At 38.0% G+C, this 19827-nt stretch carries 19 protein-coding genes, 1 tRNA gene and 1 other RNA gene; 17 read left to right on the top strand and 4 right to left on the bottom strand.

Annotation, left to right across the window (positions count from 1 at the left end; translation table 11 throughout):
• Window positions 1-28: 28 nt before the first annotated feature.
• Both V7S50_RS21025 and V7S50_RS21020 read right to left on the bottom strand, forming a co-directional pair.
• On the bottom strand, window positions 29-514 hold the full coding sequence (locus V7S50_RS21025; protein ID WP_001228545.1) for a YhcN/YlaJ family sporulation lipoprotein: 486 nt from the start codon (window positions 512-514) through the stop codon (window positions 29-31).
• 93 nt (window positions 515-607) lie between these two features.
• Window positions 608-814 carry a DUF1657 domain-containing protein gene (locus V7S50_RS21020; protein WP_000216166.1) on the bottom strand — a complete coding sequence of 69 codons (207 nt, stop codon included), beginning with the start codon at window positions 812-814 and terminating at the stop codon, window positions 608-610.
• A gap of 205 nt (window positions 815-1019) precedes the next feature.
• Here V7S50_RS21020 and V7S50_RS21015 point away from each other — a divergent pair.
• From V7S50_RS21015 to eno, 9 genes are all read left to right on the top strand, one after another.
• Window positions 1020-1095: transfer RNA gene (locus V7S50_RS21015), tRNA-Arg, on the top strand.
• A gap of 259 nt (window positions 1096-1354) precedes the next feature.
• Window positions 1355-2662 (top strand): RNA polymerase factor sigma-54, encoded by a 1308-nt coding sequence (rpoN, locus tag V7S50_RS21010; RefSeq protein WP_242254861.1) that lies wholly within the window; start codon window positions 1355-1357, stop codon window positions 2660-2662.
• Between the two features lie 9 nt (window positions 2663-2671).
• On the top strand, window positions 2672-2917 hold the full coding sequence (locus V7S50_RS21005) for a glutaredoxin family protein (RefSeq protein ID WP_063221768.1): 246 nt from the start codon (window positions 2672-2674) through the stop codon (window positions 2915-2917).
• A gap of 136 nt (window positions 2918-3053) precedes the next feature.
• Window positions 3054-4082: a gapA transcriptional regulator CggR gene (cggR, locus tag V7S50_RS21000; protein WP_001258183.1), complete on the top strand. Its 1029-nt coding sequence runs from the start codon at window positions 3054-3056 to the stop codon at window positions 4080-4082.
• Window positions 4083-4108: 26 nt separating this feature from the next.
• Entirely contained in the window at window positions 4109-5113 is a 1005-nt protein-coding gene (gap, locus tag V7S50_RS20995) for a type I glyceraldehyde-3-phosphate dehydrogenase (protein ID WP_000161237.1), read from the top strand.
• A 139-nt stretch (window positions 5114-5252) separates the two neighbouring features.
• Window positions 5253-6437: a phosphoglycerate kinase gene (locus V7S50_RS20990; protein ID WP_063221767.1), complete on the top strand. Its 1185-nt coding sequence runs from the start codon at window positions 5253-5255 to the stop codon at window positions 6435-6437.
• Window positions 6438-6469: 32 nt separating this feature from the next.
• Entirely contained in the window at window positions 6470-7225 is a 756-nt protein-coding gene (gene tpiA, locus V7S50_RS20985; RefSeq protein WP_001231043.1) for a triose-phosphate isomerase, read from the top strand.
• Window positions 7222-8751 carry a 2,3-bisphosphoglycerate-independent phosphoglycerate mutase gene (gene gpmI, locus V7S50_RS20980; RefSeq protein ID WP_001231144.1) on the top strand — a complete coding sequence of 510 codons (1530 nt, stop codon included), beginning with the start codon at window positions 7222-7224 and terminating at the stop codon, window positions 8749-8751. The genes tpiA and gpmI overlap by 4 nt, the downstream gene beginning before the upstream one ends.
• Window positions 8752-8781: 30 nt before the next feature.
• Complete coding sequence (gene eno, locus V7S50_RS20975) at window positions 8782-10077, top strand: phosphopyruvate hydratase (protein ID WP_060632838.1); 1296 nt, start codon at window positions 8782-8784, stop codon at window positions 10075-10077.
• 49 nt (window positions 10078-10126) lie between these two features.
• Here eno and V7S50_RS20970 read toward each other — a convergent pair whose 3' ends face one another.
• Window positions 10127-11077 (bottom strand): nucleoside hydrolase, encoded by a 951-nt coding sequence (locus tag V7S50_RS20970; RefSeq protein ID WP_242254859.1) that lies wholly within the window; start codon window positions 11075-11077, stop codon window positions 10127-10129.
• A gap of 321 nt (window positions 11078-11398) precedes the next feature.
• On the opposite strand from V7S50_RS20970, the gene V7S50_RS20965 reads away from it, so the two are divergent.
• From V7S50_RS20965 to ssrA, 7 genes are all read left to right on the top strand, one after another.
• Complete coding sequence (locus V7S50_RS20965) at window positions 11399-11767, top strand: CidA/LrgA family holin-like protein (RefSeq protein WP_000673222.1); 369 nt, start codon at window positions 11399-11401, stop codon at window positions 11765-11767.
• Window positions 11764-12456 carry an LrgB family protein gene (locus V7S50_RS20960; RefSeq protein ID WP_063221764.1) on the top strand — a complete coding sequence of 231 codons (693 nt, stop codon included), beginning with the start codon at window positions 11764-11766 and terminating at the stop codon, window positions 12454-12456. Before V7S50_RS20965 ends, V7S50_RS20960 begins: the two co-directional genes overlap by 4 nt.
• A gap of 94 nt (window positions 12457-12550) precedes the next feature.
• A complete protein-coding gene (secG, locus tag V7S50_RS20955; protein WP_000557263.1) occupies window positions 12551-12784 on the top strand; it encodes a preprotein translocase subunit SecG in 234 nt (77 codons plus the stop codon).
• A 162-nt stretch (window positions 12785-12946) separates the two neighbouring features.
• On the top strand, window positions 12947-13687 hold the full coding sequence (gene estA / locus V7S50_RS20950) for a carboxylesterase (protein ID WP_161940515.1): 741 nt from the start codon (window positions 12947-12949) through the stop codon (window positions 13685-13687).
• 142 nt (window positions 13688-13829) lie between these two features.
• Complete coding sequence (gene rnr, locus V7S50_RS20945; protein WP_242254857.1) at window positions 13830-16280, top strand: ribonuclease R; 2451 nt, start codon at window positions 13830-13832, stop codon at window positions 16278-16280.
• 125 nt (window positions 16281-16405) lie between these two features.
• Window positions 16406-16873 (top strand): SsrA-binding protein, encoded by a 468-nt coding sequence (smpB, locus tag V7S50_RS20940; protein ID WP_001123906.1) that lies wholly within the window; start codon window positions 16406-16408, stop codon window positions 16871-16873.
• A 126-nt stretch (window positions 16874-16999) separates the two neighbouring features.
• Window positions 17000-17354, top strand: a transfer-messenger RNA (tmRNA) gene (gene ssrA, locus V7S50_RS20935).
• Between the two features lie 317 nt (window positions 17355-17671).
• On the opposite strand, the gene V7S50_RS20930 is transcribed toward ssrA, so the two are convergent.
• Window positions 17672-18439, bottom strand: a complete 768-nt coding sequence (locus tag V7S50_RS20930) for a GNAT family N-acetyltransferase (protein ID WP_242254839.1) — start codon at window positions 18437-18439, stop codon at window positions 17672-17674.
• Window positions 18440-18927: 488 nt separating this feature from the next.
• Here V7S50_RS20930 and V7S50_RS20925 point away from each other — a divergent pair, with 488 nt between their 5' ends.
• Window positions 18928-19605: a response regulator transcription factor gene (locus tag V7S50_RS20925; RefSeq protein WP_242254836.1), complete on the top strand. Its 678-nt coding sequence runs from the start codon at window positions 18928-18930 to the stop codon at window positions 19603-19605.
• Window positions 19606-19827 lie beyond the last annotated feature (222 nt).

The following is a 19827-nucleotide window of genomic DNA, read 5'->3' as shown; positions in this document are numbered from 1 at the left end:
CAATCCTTCCTTTTCTTAAAAAAAAGCGTTAAGTGTTAGACTCCATTTTTTTCCCAATGAATTTTAATTGTTTATTAATTTCATCTTTAGATACTTCTTTTTCCTTAATTTTTCTTTCGAGTTTTTCGAGTAACATAAAGATTTTTTTATCTGTACTGACACGAACATCGAAAGTAGGATGCTCATCACTTAGCTGCTTTTGAAGCTTCTTACGAAGAGGTTTTAATCCAAACCTTTCGTGATGCTCCGGTGTAACTGCTATGTAGAGATCTAAATTTGAATTTACTGCTGTGCTTTTTATAATTTCATCCATAGCGAGAGCTCTTTTTTTTGCTCCTTGTGATATAGATTGATTAAAGGATTCCGTACTTGTCTTTGTTAATTTGGGACCTTTCTCTTTCTCCGTTCGTTTTGCTTCTTCTTTCACTTTTTTATCTAAGGGACTATTATCACATCCGGTAAAAGAGCTAAATAGAAGGGCAAATAATGCGGTTATGAGGCCGAGTTTTCGCATAATTATCATTCCATTTCTATTGCAATATGTAATGTGATAGAAAAAGGATGACTGCATATCATCCTTTTTCTATTTCACAGCATGACGAATCCGTTATTGCTGTGAGTATTGTGGTTCTTCTTGTTGGACTTCTTCAACGCGAGGGTTTAAAGAATCGATAATCGTTTGTGTTTGCTGCGCAGCTGTTTGGAAAAGTTGCTTAGCTTGTTGGTTATCCGTATCAAGAGCGAATCCCTCTAAGCTAGCTTGTGCACTTTTTAATCCAGAAACAGTTTGCTTTAGTTTCGTAATTACAGTCATTGAATGAAGCCCCCTTTGGAATATCAATTCAAAGATTATAATTTGTGAGTTGGGGTGAATTTATGATTGGAAAATTTAGGGGATGGTGCTTTGTTGATGTAATCATAACTAAGTTGCATAAAGGATTATGGGGATATTTTTATTGATTTAGATGGATTTTATTGCTATTATTATGAGAAGAAAATGAAGTGTATTTTATAATCATGCGCCCATAGCTCAGTCGGATAGAGCGGTGGTTTCCGGTACCACGTCTGCCGGGGGTTCGAATCCCTCTGGGCGCGTCAAAAAGTCTTAACTTACGTTTTGTAGGTTAGGACTTTTTTTATTTCTCTCTTGTTATATCTAGTGATAAGATTTACTATTAGTACTTGGTAATAATTTTTTGGCCTTAATATTTTCTTTCAATATTATTCAAATTTCGGTTGTAAGTTGTAAATCTCATTAATACATATAAATTAATAATATTTTGGAATGGGTGTCTGTGATAGCATTCTCCTTTTACCAAACTTATTGTACAATAGAAACAAGGGGGAGATTAGTTTGAAGGCAAGTCTTTTACAAGAACAAAGCTTACGTTTGGCAATGACACAAGAGTTAAGGCAAGCGATTACAATGCTCCAGTATAATGTACAAGAATTATCGGAGTTTTTGTATGAGCAATCGTTAGAGAATCCCCTTATTGAGTTAGGTGGTTTTGAGAGGGAGAAGAAAAAGAGCTCTAACACAAGTAAAAGTACCAGCAAACAAGTCGAGAATCAGATGGAAATCTACAGTGTGGATTCTACAACGATTCAGCAACATTTATTAAATCAAATACAGTATTATAAAATAGAGGAAGAAGAGCGAAAAGCAGCTTCTTTCATTATTATGAACATGGATGGAAATGGATATTTACAAGAAACGAACGAGGAGTTAGCGAGCCTCCTTTCCGCACCGCTTCATGTAGTTGACCGCTCTGTAGAGCTTGTCCAATCACTCGAGCCAGCAGGGGTAGGCGCGCGTAATATTCAGGAATGTCTAACTTTACAATTGAAGCGCTTACAAAGACGAAATGGATTAGCAGAAGAGGTTGTGGAAGATCATTTCGCTTATTTCGTGAAGAAAGATTGGCGAAAGCTTGTTCAAGTGTTGAAGTGTAGTAATGAAGAATTGCAGGATGCGGTAAATTGTATAACGTCATTACAACCAAAACCAGGTCTTGCGTTTTCTTCTGATAAACCACTTTATATTGTGCCTGATATGGCGGTGAAAAAAGATGGCGATCGTCTCGTTTTACAGATGAATGAGAGAAATATGCCAAGAATTGAAATTCATTCTGAGTATAGTGCGCTTCTTAATAATAGCGAAAGTGAAGTAGCATCTTACGTATCAGAAAAGTATCAGCATGTGCAGTGGATCATGCGCAGTTTGAAACAGAGAAAACAGACATTGCTGCAAGTAATGACTATTATTATGGAAAAACAACGTGATTTCTTTTGGGAAGGTCCAGCGTATTTAAAACCGCTTGCTTTAAAAGAGGTGGCGGAAGAGTTAAGTGTGCATGAATCTACAATTAGTCGTGCAACGCGAAATAAATATGTGCAAACACCACATGGTTTATTTGAGATGAAATCGTTCTTTAGTAATGCTGTTTCAACGACTGAAGATGAAGCAGTTTCTACAAAACGTGTAAAACAGTTTATTCAAACGCTTGTTGAGGCAGAGGATAAGAAAAAGCCACTTTCAGATCAAAAGATTTCAAAATTATTAGAAGAAGAGCATGAAATCGTTATTTCTCGAAGAACGGTGGCGAAGTATAGAGAACAAATGCATATTCCAGCTTCGTCATTACGAAAAACGATTGGATAGGTGAAGAAGATGAAAGTTGTACTGTATACAAAAAAAGATTGTGGTCTTTGCGTGCAGGCAAAAGAAGTTTTGCAGGAAGTACAATGTGAATATTCTTTTCAAATCGAGGAAATAGATATATATGAAGATAATGACCTTTTAGAAAAATATCACTTAATGATTCCGGTTGTAGAAATAGACGGAAAACAAGTAGAATATGGTAACATTCACAAAGGTGTCATAATAAACTATATAAAGAATGCAGTTAAGAGTTGAATAAGTTTCTATCTCCTGTTACAATAATACACGTAGCAGGGATTATTTTTTTAACCTATGTGGGACACAAAATGTCACTACGGGACGTAAAGTGACCACTGAGGAAAAATGAACCAATGTAGTGAGGAGAAAAGATATGCGCTCATGGATTCAGAACACAAAAAAATTATTACCTGATCTGCTACCTGTTATGCAAACGAGAATGCAAATTCTTCAATACATTAGGCTCATGCAGCCGATTGGAAGAAGAAACTTATCAGCAAGTCTCGGTATGACAGAACGAGTATTGCGAAGTGAAGTTCAAGTTTTGAAAGAACAAAACTTAGTTCACGTCGCTTCTTCTGGAATGACTTTGACAGAAGAAGGAACAGCTTTAGTTCTTGCTTTGGAAGACTTTATGAAAGAAATTTCCGGGTTAAAGGTTTTAGAAAAGCAACTTAAGGAAACATTAGACTTGGATGAAGTTTTCGTTGTCCCTGGTGATAGTGATGAATCACCTTGGGTCAAACTGGAGATGGGCCGTGCTTGTGTGACTTGTATAAAAGACCGTCTGACAGCGAATAATATCGTTGCTGTGGCTGGAGGAACTACGCTAGCTGCTGCTGCGGACATGATGCAGCTTGATTGCAAAGATTTACATATGCTATTTGTCCCAGCGCGTGGTGGAATTGGAGAAGGTGTTGAGTTAGAAGCCAATACCATTTGTGCCAAAATGGCGCAAAATACGATGAGTAATTATCGCTTGTTGTATGTTCCAGACCATGTTAGTAGCGAAGCATATGCGTCTATTGTGACAGAGCCTTCCGTGAAAGAAGTTCTTGAGTTGATTCGATCTTCCAATATCGTCATTCATGGAATAGGTGATGCGTTAACAATGGCACGTCGCAGAAATACTTCAGAAGCAGATTGGTTAAAGATTCAGGCAAGTGAAGCAGTTGGCGAAGCTTTCGGTTACTACTTTAATGAACAAGGAAATGTTGTTCATAAAGTAAGAACAGTTGGTATGCAACTAGAGGATTTACAACATGTATCTCACGTTGTTGCAGTCGCTGGAGGTTCTTCAAAGGCAAAGGCAATACAGGCTGTAATTAAACAAGGGCACACTTCAATTCTAATTACAGATGAAGGTGCAGCAAAACAGTTAACAAAGGGTATTACCCTTTAATATAATCCCCCAAGGAGGAAATTCAAATGACTAAAATTGGTATTAATGGATTTGGACGTATCGGACGTAACGTATTCCGCGCAGCTCTTAACAACTCTGAGGTAGAAGTAGTAGCAATCAACGACTTAACAGATGCTAAAACATTAGCTCACCTTTTAAAATATGACACAGTTCACGGAACTTTAAATGCAGAAGTATCTGCTAACGAAAACAGCATCGTTGTTAACGGTAAAGAAATTAAAGTTATCGCTGAGCGTGACCCAGCTCAACTACCATGGAGCGACTACGGAGTAGAAGTAGTAGTAGAATCTACTGGTCGTTTCACTAAAAAATCAGACGCTGAGAAACACTTAGGTGGATCAGTTAAGAAAGTTATCATCTCAGCTCCAGCTTCTGACGAAGATATCACTGTAGTTATGGGTGTTAACCACGAACAATACGATGCAGCTAACCACAACGTAGTATCTAACGCTTCTTGTACTACAAACTGTCTAGCTCCATTCGCTAAAGTATTAAACGAAAAATTCGGCGTAAAACGCGGAATGATGACAACAATTCACTCTTACACTAACGACCAACAAATCTTAGACTTACCACACAAAGATTTACGTCGTGCTCGTGCAGCAGCTGAAAACATGATCCCAACATCTACTGGTGCAGCTAAAGCTGTAGCATTAGTATTACCAGAACTTAAAGGTAAATTAAACGGTGGCGCTGTACGTGTTCCAACTGCTAACGTTTCTCTTGTTGACTTAGTTGTTGAACTTGACAAAGAAGTAACAGTTGAAGAAGTAAACGCAGCATTCAAAGCAGCTTCTGAAGGCGAATTAAAAGGTATCCTTGGATACAGCGAAGAGCCATTAGTATCTATCGACTATAACGGATGTACAGCTTCTTCTACAATCGATGCATTATCTACAATGGTAATGGAAGGTAACATGGTTAAAGTACTTTCTTGGTACGATAACGAAACTGGTTACTCTAACCGCGTAGTAGACTTAGCAGCTTACATGACTTCAAAAGGTCTTTAATTCTTAATTATATAAGTTATCAATGACAAAACGAGGGAGAGGGTTTGTTCCCTCTCTCTCTTCTTTCGTTTTAAAAGCAAATGTGTTAAGCTTTTGAGTGGGTTTTGTCAATCCTAACTAGTAGTCGGAGGGAAATCCAATGAACAAAAAATCAATTCGTGACGTAGATTTAAAAGGTAAGCGTGTATTTTGCCGCGTTGACTTCAACGTACCTATGAAAGAAGGCAAAATTACAGATGAAACTCGTATCCGTGCAGCTCTTCCTACAATTCAATATTTAGTAGAGCAAGGTGCGAAAGTTATTTTAGCAAGCCACTTAGGCCGTCCAAAAGGTCAAGCAGTAGAAGAATTACGTCTTACTCCAGTAGCAGCACGTTTAGGCGAGCTTCTTGGTAAAGATGTTAAAAAAGCGGACGAAGCATTCGGACCAGTTGCACAAGAAATGGTTGCAGCAATGAACGAAGGCGACGTATTAGTTCTTGAAAATGTACGTTTCTATGCGGGCGAAGAAAAGAACGATGCAGAACTTGCGAAAGAATTTGCAGCTCTTGCTGATATCTTCGTAAACGATGCATTCGGTGCAGCTCACCGTGCTCATGCTTCTACAGCAGGAATCGCAGACTACCTACCAGCAGTATCTGGTTTATTAATGGAAAAAGAGTTAGATGTATTAGGTAAAGCACTTTCTAACCCAGAACGTCCATTCACAGCTATCATTGGTGGTGCGAAAGTAAAAGATAAAATCGGTGTAATTCGTCATCTATTAGACAAAGTAGATAACTTAATCATCGGTGGCGGACTTGCTTACACATTCGTTAAAGCTTTAGGTCATGAAATTGGTCTATCTCTATGTGAAGACGACAAGATTGAACTAGCTAAAGAATTTATGCAACTTGCAAAAGAAAAAGGCGTAAACTTCTACATGCCAGTTGATGTTGTAATCACTGAGGAATTCTCTGAAACTGCAACAACTAAAATCGTTGGTATCGACTCTATCCCTTCTAACTGGGAAGGCGTGGACATCGGTCCTAAAACACGTGAAATTTATGCAGATGTAATTAAAAACTCTAAGCTTGTTGTATGGAATGGACCAATGGGTGTATTCGAAATGACTCCATTCGCAGAAGGTACAAAAGCAGTAGGACAAGCATTAGCAGATGCAGAAGGTACATACTCTGTTATCGGCGGTGGTGACTCTGCAGCAGCTGTTGAAAAATTCGGTATGGCTGATAAAATGAGCCACATTTCTACTGGCGGCGGTGCGTCATTAGAATTCATGGAAGGTAAAGAGCTTCCAGGTGTAGTTTGTCTTAACGACAAATAAGTAGCAGCCAAAGAAAAAGGACGGTGCAAAGCATGCGTAAACCAATTATCGCAGGTAACTGGAAAATGAATAAAACTCTATCTGAAGCAGTTAGCTTCGTAGAGGAAGTTAAAGGTCAAATCCCAGCAGCTTCAGCTGTTGATGCAGTAGTTTGCTCTCCAGCTCTATTCTTAGAGCGCTTAGTAGCAGCAACTGAAGGAACTGACTTACAAGTAGGTGCACAAAACATGCACTTCGAAAAAAATGGTGCATTCACTGGCGAAATTAGCCCAGTAGCACTTAGCGACTTAAAAGTAGGCTACGTAGTACTTGGCCACTCTGAGCGTCGTGAAATGTTTGCTGAAACAGACGAATCAGTAAACAAAAAGACTCTTGCAGCATTTGAACATGGTTTAACACCAATCGTATGTTGTGGTGAGACTTTAGAAGAGCGCGAAAGCGGAAAAACATTTGATCTAGTAGCAGGTCAAGTGACTAAAGCACTTGCAGGCTTAACAGAAGAGCAAGTTAAAGCAACTGTTATCGCTTATGAGCCAATTTGGGCTATCGGTACAGGTAAATCTTCTTCTTCTGCAGATGCAAATGAAGTATGTGCGCACATCCGTAAAGTTGTTGCAGAAGCTGTTTCTACAGAAGCTGCAGAAGCTGTTCGTATTCAATACGGCGGTAGCGTAAAACCAGAAAACATTAAAGAGTATATGGCACAATCTGACATCGACGGCGCTTTAGTTGGCGGTGCTAGCTTAGAGCCTGCTTCGTTCTTAGGTCTTCTGGGGGCGGTAAAATGAGAAAGCCAACAGCTTTAATCATCCTTGACGGTTTCGGACTACGTGAAGAAACTCACGGGAATGCTGTAGCACAAGCTAAAAAACCTAATTTTGATGGTTACTGGAACAAATTCCCTCATACAACGCTTACAGCTTGTGGTGAGGAAGTAGGTCTTCCAGAAGGTCAAATGGGTAACTCTGAGGTTGGTCACTTAAATATCGGTGCTGGCCGCATAGTATATCAAAGCTTAACACGCGTAAACGTTGCAATTCGTGAAGGTGAGTTCGATCAGAACGAAACGTTCCAAAATGCAATTAAAAGCGTAAAAGAAAAAGGTACTGCACTTCATTTATTCGGTTTACTTTCTGACGGTGGTGTGCACAGTCACATGAACCACATGTTTGCTCTTCTTCGCTTAGCAGCAAAAGAAGGCGTGGAGAAAGTTTATATCCATGCATTCTTAGATGGCCGCGATGTTGGACCACAAACAGCAAAAGGTTATATCGATGCAACGAATGAAGTAATTAAAGAAACAGGCGTAGGACAATTCGCGACTATCTCTGGTCGTTATTACTCTATGGACCGTGACAAGCGTTGGGATCGCGTTGAAAAATGTTACAGTGCTATGGTGAATGGTGAAGGCCCTACTTATAAATCAGCAGAAGAGTGTGTAGAAGACTCTTATGCGAACGGTATCTATGATGAATTCGTATTGCCGTCTGTAATTGTTAACGAAGATAACACGCCAGTTGCAACAATCAATGATGATGATGCAGTTATCTTCTATAACTTCCGTCCAGACCGTGCAATTCAAATTGCTCGTGTATTTACAAACGAAGATTTCCGTGAGTTCGATCGTGGTGAAAAAGTACCTCACATTCCTGAATTCGTTTGTATGACACACTTCAGTGAAACTGTAGATGGTTACGTGGCATTCAAGCCAATGAATCTTGATAACACTTTAGGTGAAGTTGTTGCGCAAGCGGGATTAAAGCAACTTCGCATCGCGGAAACTGAAAAGTATCCGCACGTTACATTCTTCTTTAGCGGTGGTCGTGAGGCTGAATTCCCAGGAGAAGAGCGTATCTTAATTAACTCACCGAAGGTTGCAACGTATGACTTGAAACCTGAAATGAGCATTTACGAAGTAACGGACGCTTTAGTAAATGAAATCGAAAATGATAAACATGATGTTATCATTCTTAACTTTGCAAACTGTGATATGGTTGGCCATTCTGGGATGATGGAACCAACAATTAAAGCAGTAGAAGCAACTGACGAATGTTTAGGAAAAGTTGTAGAAGCAATTCTTGCAAAAGATGGTGTAGCACTTATTACTGCTGACCATGGTAATGCTGATCAGGAGTTAACTGCTGATGGCGAGCCAATGACAGCTCATACAACTAACCCGGTTCCTTTCATCGTTACAAAAAATGATGTAGAGCTTCGTGAAGGTGGTATTTTAGGAGATATCGCCCCAACAATGCTTACGCTTTTAAATGTGGAACAACCGAAAGAAATGACAGGTAAAACAATTATTAAATAATTTGCTTATATAAAAAGGAGAGAATTTATTATGTCAACAATTATTGATGTTTATGCTCGCGAAGTCCTTGACTCTCGTGGAAACCCAACTGTAGAAGTAGAAGTTTACACAGAAAGCGGCGCTTTCGGACGCGCTATCGTACCAAGTGGTGCATCTACTGGTGAACACGAAGCAGTAGAATTACGTGATGGTGACAAATCTCGTTACCTTGGTAAAGGTGTTATGAACGCAGTAAACAACGTTAACGAAGCAATCGCTCCAGAAATCGTTGGTTTCGACGTAACTGACCAAGCTGGTATCGACCGTGCTATGATCGAATTAGATGGCACTCCAAACAAAGGTAAACTAGGCGCTAACGCTATCCTTGGTGTATCTATGGCAGTAGCTCACGCAGCAGCTGACTTCGTAGGTCTTCCATTATACCGTTACCTTGGTGGATTCAATGCAAAACAATTACCAACTCCAATGATGAACATCATCAACGGTGGTTCTCACGCTGATAACAACGTAGACTTCCAAGAGTTCATGATCTTACCAGTTGGTGCTCCAACATTCAAAGAATCAATCCGTATGGGTGCTGAAGTATTCCATGCACTTAAAGCTGTATTACATGACAAAGGTCTTAACACTGCAGTAGGTGACGAAGGTGGATTCGCTCCAAACCTTGGTTCTAACCGTGAAGCTCTAGAAGTAATCATCGAAGCTATCGAAAAAGCTGGTTACAAAGCTGGCGAGAACGTATTCTTAGGAATGGACGTTGCTTCTTCTGAGTTCTACAACAAAGAAACTGGTAAATATGACCTTGCAGGTGAAGGCCGTACTGGCTTAACTTCTGCAGAAATGGTTGATTTCTACGAAGAGCTTTGCAAAGACTTCCCAATCATCTCTATTGAAGATGGTTTAGACGAAAACGACTGGGATGGTCACAAATTATTAACTGATCGTATCGGTGATAAAGTACAATTAGTTGGTGACGATTTATTCGTAACTAACACTCAAAAACTTGCTGAAGGTATCGAAAAAGGTATCTCTAACTCAATCTTAATTAAAGTTAACCAAATCGGTACTTTAACTGAGACTTTCGAAGCTATCGAAATGGCTAAACGTGCTGGTTACACAGCAGTTGTATCTCACCGTTCTGGTGAAACTGAAGATGCTACAATCGCTGACATCGCAGTTGCAACTAACGCTGGCCAAATCAAAACTGGTTCTATGAGCCGTACGGATCGTATTGCTAAGTACAACCAATTATTACGTATCGAAGACGAGCTAGGCGAAGTAGCTGTTTACGATGGTGTAAAATCTTTCTATAACATCAAACGATAATTGTAGAAAATAACGACAGACCGTGAGAAATCACGGTCTGTTTTTTGTGCTAAAATTGTTCACCCGTCATAAGTGACATGAAATGTTTAAAGAAACGGTTATAATCAAAATCAATGGCGATTTGATGACCCGGCCAATCAATAAATGGCTTCTGGTTCACTAAAGAGCGAAATTCCCCAATGCTTGCTCCTTGTGCAGAGGATTCCGTCATGACAACAATAGGTGATTTGTGATACGTGAACATAGAGTTATCAAATAAAGCGAGTATCGGCATTGTGTCATGAAAGGGGCTTCCCTTTAAATGCGGTAAGGCAACTTTATAATAGCCGTAGTAATAATGATCGAATAACGGTTTGACGAGTGGGGCTTTTCCTTTTGCTTCAATGTATTCGGTCATTTCGGGTGTAATGACCGAATATTGGGTGACGTTTAACGGGTATATGTACATGTTAGCTGCGGATTGAAGAACGATATTAGCGGCAGTAGGATCGCCATAAAAGTTCGCTTCCGAAATAGGAGTAACATTACCGGGATGTAAAAAGGCACCGCCCATTACGTAGTAAGATTTAATTTGCTTCATTAACTGTTTGCACATGATAAACAAAATTGCTAGGGAGGTAAGTCTTCCTAAACTTACAATGATTAATTCATCTTTATACTGTTCAATAAGAGGAATAACCTCGAAAAAATTCTCCATTTCTCCATTAGTCACATTCCCATTTGGAATAATTGGACCGAGCCCTTGTGTCCCGTGTACATCTGTAAAAAAAGCAGGGGGGGCACCAGTAAGCGGACGTTCTGAACCACCGAATATCTTGATATTTCTATTCTTTGTTTCGTTCTTAAGAAAATGAGCATTTTGTACGGCCATTTCTTTTGGAACATTGCCGTAATCAGCAACAATACCGATGATTTCTATTTCATCGATAAAGAATGCTAAGAGGAGAGCCATCGTATCATCAATCCCAGGATCACAAAAAATAAGAACTTTTTTTGGCATATGTTCACCACCTATGTTGTTTGGTCCGTAAAAGCCCGATTGGTGAGAGGTGATTAAAGTTTCACTTTATATATATGTAAGTTTAAGGAGAAAAAGATTATTTTATTGAAATAACAACCTTTAAAATTCAGAAAATAAAAACTTCTTATATTAGGTCAAGGTTTTTGACTTAATTTTCTCTTGGAAATACAGTCATATCAAGGTTGTAAGCGTATAACATAGGCTGTTTTTGCTGTCAAGTTGATAAATTGCAGCTTTTTACAATTTATACTATGATAAAGATATTAAGAGAAGATCGTATAAACATGAGGGATGATGAACATGAAATTTACAAAGATTCTTGTCCAAATTGCTGCTCTTTACGTTTTTTATATGGTTGGAACTTGGGTACAAGAAATGTTAAATATTCCGATTCCAGGAAGTTTGATTGGGATGTTCCTCTTACTTGTTTTACTTAGCCTAAAAGTTCTTCCAGTGAAATGGTTCGATTTAGGAGCAGAAACACTCGTTGCTATTATGCCGTTTTTATTAATTCCGCCAACGCTTGGCTTAATGAATTACGGTGCTTTTTTTATGAGTAAAGGAATTTCACTTTTTATTACAGTTGTAGCGAGTACATTTTTAATTATTATTGTCGCAGGACATACAGGACAATATCTTGCGAATAGAAAGGAAAGAGAGTCGCGATGAACCAAATATTAATCGGAATTGGTTGGGTTCTTTTTACGGTGCTATTATATCAATTATCTAAAAAAATCTATAAAGTATTTCCAACACCATTCACCATTCCAATGCTTGTAGCAACAGGTTTAATGGCTTTCTTATTTATTGTGCTTGATATACCATATCAACATTATATGGAAAGTGGTGGTGGCTGGATTGCAAAACTGCTGGGACCCGGTGTTGTAGCATTTGCAATTCCTCTTTATAAACAACGTCACGTTCTGCAAAAATATATTGTGCCGATTGCTGGTGGTGTATTAGTAGGTACAACAGTTGCGATTGCAAGTGATTTTGCCATTGCATCACTTATGGGAACAGATAAAAGCTTAATTTTATCTTCTTTACCAAAATCGGTGACAATGCCAGTTGCGATGAGTGTTTCAGAGCAAGTTGGTGGTGTACCGTCATTAACAGCAGCTTTCGTTGTTATTGCAGGTATTACTGGAACGATTACAGGACCGCTTTTATTAAAATGGAGCCGCGTTACAAACTCAGTTGGTAAAGGGATCGGATTTGGATGTGCTTCTCATATTATGGGCGTCATGAGAGCGATGAAAAATAATGAACATGAAGGTGTTATTGGATCGGTAACAATGACATTAACTGCAATTTTGACATGTTTGCTTGGACCATTATTTGCAATGATGTTTATGTAATAGAAGAAAAGCGAGAGCAACCTTATTGCTCTCGCTTTTCTATAGGATTTATGCTACAGTTACAATAACTGAATCTTTGTAGGAGGTACGCCAAGTGCATACGTTATTATCCGTTTTACTTATTATTGTATCGATTTTAATGATTGTTATGGTACTTATGCAGTCTAGTAATAGCTCAGGCCTTTCAGGTGCAATTTCAGGCGGTGCAGAGCAATTATTTGGTAAGCAAAAAGCACGTGGAATTGAAGCGGTATTGAACCGTATTACGATTGTTTTAGCTGTGCTATTCTTCGTATTAACAATTGCTGTAACGTACTTAAATTTATAGAATTGAAAGAAGAAGCGTTAGTAAGTTGTACTAATGGTTCTTCTTTTTTTATTTTGCTATTTGAAAGATGTTTCTAATTAGATTATAGAAATATAAATATGGTACACTAAGATATAGAAAGAATACGACTAGATTACAGAAGAGAAAGAGGAGAAGTACATGATGAAATTAGCATCTCCGAAACCATTTACATTTGAGGGTGGAGACCGCGCTGTTTTATTACTACATGGTTTCACAGGAAACTCAGCTGATGTACGTATGTTAGGGCGTTTCTTAGAAAAGAAAGGCTATACTTGTCATGCGCCAATTTATAAAGGGCACGGTGTACCACCAGAAGAGCTTGTTCATACAGGTCCTGAAGATTGGTGGCAAGATGTAACGGAGGCATACCAGCTTTTAAAAGATAAAGGTTTTGAGAAAATTGCTGTCGTTGGATTATCACTTGGCGGCGTATTTTCTCTAAAATTAGGTTATACAGTACCGGTTTTAGGTGTAGTACCAATGTGTGCACCAATGTATATTAAGAGTGAAGAAACGATGTACCAAGGTATATTGGCATATGCCCACGAATATAAAAAGCGTGAGCAAAAATCACCAGAGCAAATTGAACAAGAAATGTTGGAATTCCAAAAGACACCGATGAATACATTAAAAGCATTACAACAATTAATTGCTGACGTACGTAACAATGTGGACATGATTTATGCACCGACATTTGTTGTACAAGCACGTCATGATGAAATGATTAATACAGATAGTGCGAACATTATTTATAACGGTGTAGAATCAACGTTAAAAGACATTAAATGGTATGAAGACTCTACGCATGTCATTACACTTGATAAGCAACGTGACGAGCTACATGAGGATGTATATAACTTCTTGGAGCAACTAGATTGGTAAGATCTAGTTGCCTCTTTTTTTCATAAGGAATTTTTTGTGAAAACTGTAAAAATCATAAGGGGAGTATTGAATTTTCGCTTTATACATCCCCTATCTTTCGGATACACTAAATAATATAAGGTTTTAAAGGAGGTATTTTTGCTTGGAAGAAATCATACAAGAACATATTGATAAGTTGTTATTATTTATGAGAGAAGAAGCGTATAAACCATTAACAATACAAGAGTTAGAAGAGGCATTTGGAATTGAAAGTTCTGAGGGCTTTAAAGATTTTGTAAAGGCACTTGTAATGATGGAAGAGAAGGGACTTGTTATTCGTACCCGTAGCAACCGTTACGGTCTTCCTGAAAAGATGAATTTAGTACGCGGTAAGTTAATTGGACATGCACGTGGCTTTGCATTCGTTGTACCAGACGAGAAGAAAACAGGAGACGATGATCTTTTCATCCCGCCTACAGAGTTAAACGGTGCACTTCATGGCGATACAGTATTAGCCCGACTTAGTTCCCAATCGAGTGGTTCGCGTCAAGAAGGTTCAATTGTACGCATTTTAGAGCGTGGCACGAAAGAATTAGTTGGTACATATACAGAATCGAAAAACTTTGGGTTTGTTATACCTGACAATAAGCGCTGGACGAGTGATATCTTTATCTTGAAAAGTGCATCGATGGGTGCTGTAGAAGGTCATAAAGTAGTTGTGAAAATTACGAGCTATCCAGAGAATCGTTTAAGTGCAGAGGGTGAAGTTATTCAAATTCTAGGTCATAAAAATGATCCAGGAGTAGATATTTTATCTGTCATCCATAAACATCACTTACCTTTAGCATTTCCTGAAGAAGTAATGGAACATGCAAACAGTGTACCAGAAACGATTTCAGAAGAAGATTTAAAAGATCGTCGTGACCTGCGTGACCAAATGATCGTAACAATTGATGGTGCAGATGCGAAAGATTTAGATGACGCTGTTACAGTAACAAAACTGGAGAACGGTAACTACAAGCTTGGCGTTCATATTGCGGATGTAAGCCATTACGTTCAAGAAGGTTCTCCAATTGATGTAGAAGCAGCGGAAAGAGCGACGAGTGTATATCTTGTTGACCGTGTAATTCCGATGATTCCGCATCGACTATCGAACGGTATTTGTTCATTAAATCCAAAAGTAGACCGTCTGACACTATCTTGTGAAATGGAAATTAACAATTTAGGTGACGTTGTCAAACACGAGATTTTCCAAAGTGTAATTAAAACGACAGAGCGTATGACGTATGCTGACGTAAGAAGCATTTTAGAAGACGAGGATGAAGAATTAATCAAGCGCTATGAACCGCTTGTACCGATGTTTAAAGAGATGGGTCAATTGGCACAAATTTTACGTGAAAAACGTATGCGCCGCGGTGCAATCGACTTTGACTTTAAAGAAGCGAAAGTATTAGTAGATGAAGAAGGAAAACCGACAGATGTTGTCATGCGTGATCGTTCTGTATCAGAGAAGTTAATTGAAGAATTTATGCTTGTTGCGAACGAAACAGTAGCAGAGCACTTCCACTGGATGAACGTACCATTCATGTACCGTGTCCATGAAGATCCGAAAGAAGATAAGCTAGAGCGTTTCTTCGAGTTTGTAACGAATTTCGGATATGCAGTAAAAGGTCGTGCGAATGAAGTGCATCCTCGCGCACTACAACAAATTCTTGAAATGGTTCAAGGGCAACCGGAAGAAGTGGTAATCTCAACAGTTATGCTTCGTTCAATGAAGCAAGCTCGTTACGATTCGGATAGCTTAGGACATTTCGGTTTATCAACTGAATTCTACACGCATTTCACGTCGCCAATTCGTCGTTACCCAGATACGATTGTTCATCGATTAATTCGTGAATACATCATTAACGGTAAAGTCGACAACGAAACACAAGCAAAATGGCGTGAAAACTTACCTGAGATTGCAGAGCACTCTTCTAATATGGAGCGTCGTGCTGTTGAAGCAGAACGTGAAACAGACGAAATGAAAAAAGCAGAGTATATGGTTGATAAGATCGGCGAAGAGTATGACGGTATGATTAGCTCTGTAACAAACTTCGGTTTATTCGTAGAGCTTCCAAATACAATCGAAGGTCTTGTACATGTTAGCTACTTAACGGATGATTACTACCGTTATGATGAGCAACATTTCGCAATGATCGGAGAACGTACAGGTAACGTATTCCGCATTGGTGACGAAATTACAATTCGCGTTATTAACGTAAACAAAGATGAGCGTGCAATCGACTTTGAAATCGTTGGCATGAAAGGTACGCCTCGTCGTAAATTCAAAGACCGCCCAGTCGTTATCGAACAGCCAAGAACAGGCAGAAAGAAACGCGGTGGACGTAGCGAGCGTAGTAATGAGCGCGGCGGAGAACGTGGCACAGGAAGAAAATTTGACCGTGGTGGCAAAGGTAAAGGCGCAGGAAAAGGAAGAGGATCCGCATCCGCATCCACATCCACATCTACGTCTGCTAGCCAGTCAGGGAAAAAAGATGGTAACGGCAAGAAGAAAAAAGCATTCTTCGAAAACGTACCAGGATTCAAGAAGAAAAAGAAAAAGCGTAAGTAAGAAAAAGATGGCTTCGCTTTGATGAAAAGCGGGGCTTTTTCTTTTTTCTTGGTGGCTTGAGAGCGAGCCACTTTCGCTTTTTATTAACATTTGTTACAATAGTAAAAATAGAGGAGGGACGTTATATGCCAAAAGGTTCAGGTAAGGTTATTGCACAAAATAAAAAAGCATTTCATGATTATTTCATCGAAGAAACATACGAAGCAGGGCTTGTCCTTCAAGGAACGGAAATTAAGTCGATTCGCGCTGGACGCGTGAACTTGAAAGATGCGTTTGCACGTGTACATAATGGTGAAGTATGGGTTCATAATATGCATATTAGTACGTACGAGCAAGGGAATCGTTTCAACCATGACCCGCTTCGCACGAGAAAGTTACTTCTTCATAAAAAAGAAATCGAGAAGTTAATGGGTGCTTCAAAAGAAACAGGATATGCATTAGTTCCAGTTAGAATCTATTTAAAAAATGGATTCGCGAAAATGGCACTTGGTTTAGCAAAAGGTAAGAAACAATATGATAAGCGTCACGATTTAAAAGAGAAAGAAGCTAAACGTGAAATTGCACGCGCGTTCCGTGATCGTCAAAAGATGTAATACAGATATTTACATTTGTAAAACGGCGCGCGTATGTTATAATAACTTATGTAAGATTGTTGCACATTGAAAAACAGCTCTTAGTAGCTATCACGAAATTTTCTTCGTATGCTCCATTTTTATCATGGGGACGTTACGGATTCGACAGGGATAGTTCGAGCTTAGGTTGCGAGTCGAGGGGATCGGCCTCGTTAAAACGTCAAAGCCTATAATTGGCAAACAAAACAATCTTTCTTTAGCTGCTTAATTGCACTAAAGGTTCCTCCCTCCATCGTCCATGTGGTAGGGTAAGGGACTCAAACTAAGTGGACTACGCCGGAGTTCGCCGTCTGAGGACAAAGGAAGAGAACAACCAGACTAGCAACTTGGAAGCCTGTCGATAGGCCGAAGAGTTTGCGAAATGCTAATATATCGACTACACTCGTAGAAGCTTAAGTGCCGATATTTTTGGACGTGGGTTCGACTCCCACCGTCTCCACCAATACATATTTGGTGGTTTTTTTATTTTGTTATAACAGGAAGCGTAACTTTGCATAAAATGCAGGTTTATGCTTCCTTTTTTGTTATGCAAAGATATGCTCCTTGGAAGTAATTTTAATTAAGGTTGTTTTAGAATAAAGTTTGTTCAAATTAAGCAAATAACCTTGATAAATAAAAAAGAAAAAAGCGTGTTTTGAAAAAAATTGGTCAAAACACGTCCTTAATATTTTCAATTAGTTCATTCTTTTAAAAAAATTTGGATCATTTTCTATCTATGTTGCTCAAGAATCCTGCCCTATAGCTGAATAAGAAAACCCCTTATTCAAATACAACCATTTCCCCGACATCCATAAATCCAAATCGCTTATAGATATTTTTTCCATCATCTGAAGCTTGTAATACAACTGGTTTTTGTTTATCCGTTGTTTGATTTAGAAGAAATTGAAACATTTCACTGCCAATTCCTTTACCTCTAAATGTTTCTTTTGTCATCACATCATAAATACCATAACTATCTTTGCTTTCTATTAATAAACCAGTAGTTACAGGCATTTCATCTATGCATCCAATAAACATTTGAACTTTTGAACCTAATTTTACTTGAGAAAACTTATTAAAATAACTTTCTAATGCGTTTTTTTCTGGTGTACCCTCAAATAAGCTCATGAATACGTCTATATATTTTAAAAGTTCTTCATTATTTTTTACATTAGTAATCATAAGTTGATCGGAAATTCTTTGACCAACATTAAGAGTATTTTCAAGCTTCATCATCACATTACGTTCCGCTTCTTCTAGGTCATATTCTTGCATAAGTTTTGTCCAATCCTCGGTTAAATACTGAGCATCAATCCAAATACTAAAGGGATATTTTTTATATGAAAAATTATCGATTCCATGTCTAATCTTACCTGTATTTTTGATATTTGGAGATTTCGGCAATATTACATTGAATGTATCAGTAGGAATGTCTGTATTTGCTATGATGAAATCTTCTTCTTTTGTAAGTTCTCCACTAACTGCATGAGTAAATACTTTTAATTTTTCTTCCAAATTGTTTATGACTAATTGTTGATTTGTAATCATTTTTTTGCACCTTTCAAATTAATTTAGCGCGCTGTTTTTTATTATAAGGTCAATTAAACACTAAATATACCGTGTTCACAGTATTTACATCCTCCCATAATATTCAGAAAATATTGAAGCGATTTGTCTTCTAGGTTTAAAGCAATAGAAAAAATACCGTATTTTGTTTTGTAGTTTTATAAAATGTATAAGTTGATGGGGCGGTATCCCTGAAACAGAAAATGAAGGAATGGTTATTGATGATAAGCAGGTAGATACTATAGATGCCCGTAAGCGCCTGATTGGCGAATAGTTATTGAAATTTCACTTTATTCGAATCTTTATATGTTTTGTATTTTTATCTATACATATTGTAAGATTATATAGAGTTCTCCTAATAAGCTGTTTTAATGAATTTTTTAGGAATTTAATATTTATAAATCTTAAATTATTTTCTGGGGATAATTTTTTATCTAACTAAGTGATATTGAAGTAGAGGTGAACCATCGGTGAGGCAGGTGTTAGTAATTAAGAATGAACGGTCTTTAGCAAAGAAAATCGTAAGCGGTTTAACGCAAGAAGGCTATTTCATTTTAAAACTTCACAATGAAAACGAAGGTTTAAATATAATATATGAACAAGATTGGGATATTATCATATTAGATTGGGATTCATTAAGCATATCCGGACCAGAATTTTGCAGACAAATACGACTTGTTAAAATGACACCGATCATTATTGTAACCGACAATATTTCTAGCAAGGATTGCGTAGCAGGGTTACAAGCAGGAGCAGATGATTATATAAGAAAACCATTTGCGAAAGAAGAATTAGTAGCAAGGATTCAAGCTATTTTAAGAAGAAGTGACTGTAACCAGCAAAATGAGATAAACTTTTTTCAGTTTAAAGATCTTTTTGTTGATGCATCTAGCAATATTGTGAAAAAAGGTGGTAAAAATCTCTCGCTTACGAAGCGGGAGTATGATTTACTTGTATTCTTAATCAAGAATAAAAATACAATATTGAGCCGTGAAATGCTTTTGAATCAGGTTTGGGGACATAACGTAGTAGTAAATCCAAATGTAGTAGACTTATATATTGGGTATATAAGAAAAAAGTTAAAGTGCGAGAAGAAAGATAGATATATTCAAACGATACATGGCAGGGGATATTCAATGGTTGAATGATAAAAATAAGATAATAAAGTAGTTTCTGTGAAATATGAAAAGACAGAAACTATAAAAAGAAGATTGCTATCAGGAAATGGTCATTTTCTTGCAGTAGAAATCATGGTTTATAAGGTGTGAGCCTATCGGTTAGTATGAGTGGGGGGATGGATCTGATGCGCATTAGTTGAGACCGTATCAAATTTATCTTTAATTTTATTAACTCATACCATTCACAAGATT

Source organism: Bacillus sp. CCNWLW194 (assembly GCF_037120585.1).
Taxonomy (GTDB): domain Bacteria; phylum Bacillota; class Bacilli; order Bacillales; family Bacillaceae_G; genus Bacillus_A; species Bacillus_A basilensis.
Note: the sequence above shows the minus strand (reverse complement) of the source record. Positions and strands in the feature narration are given on the sequence as shown.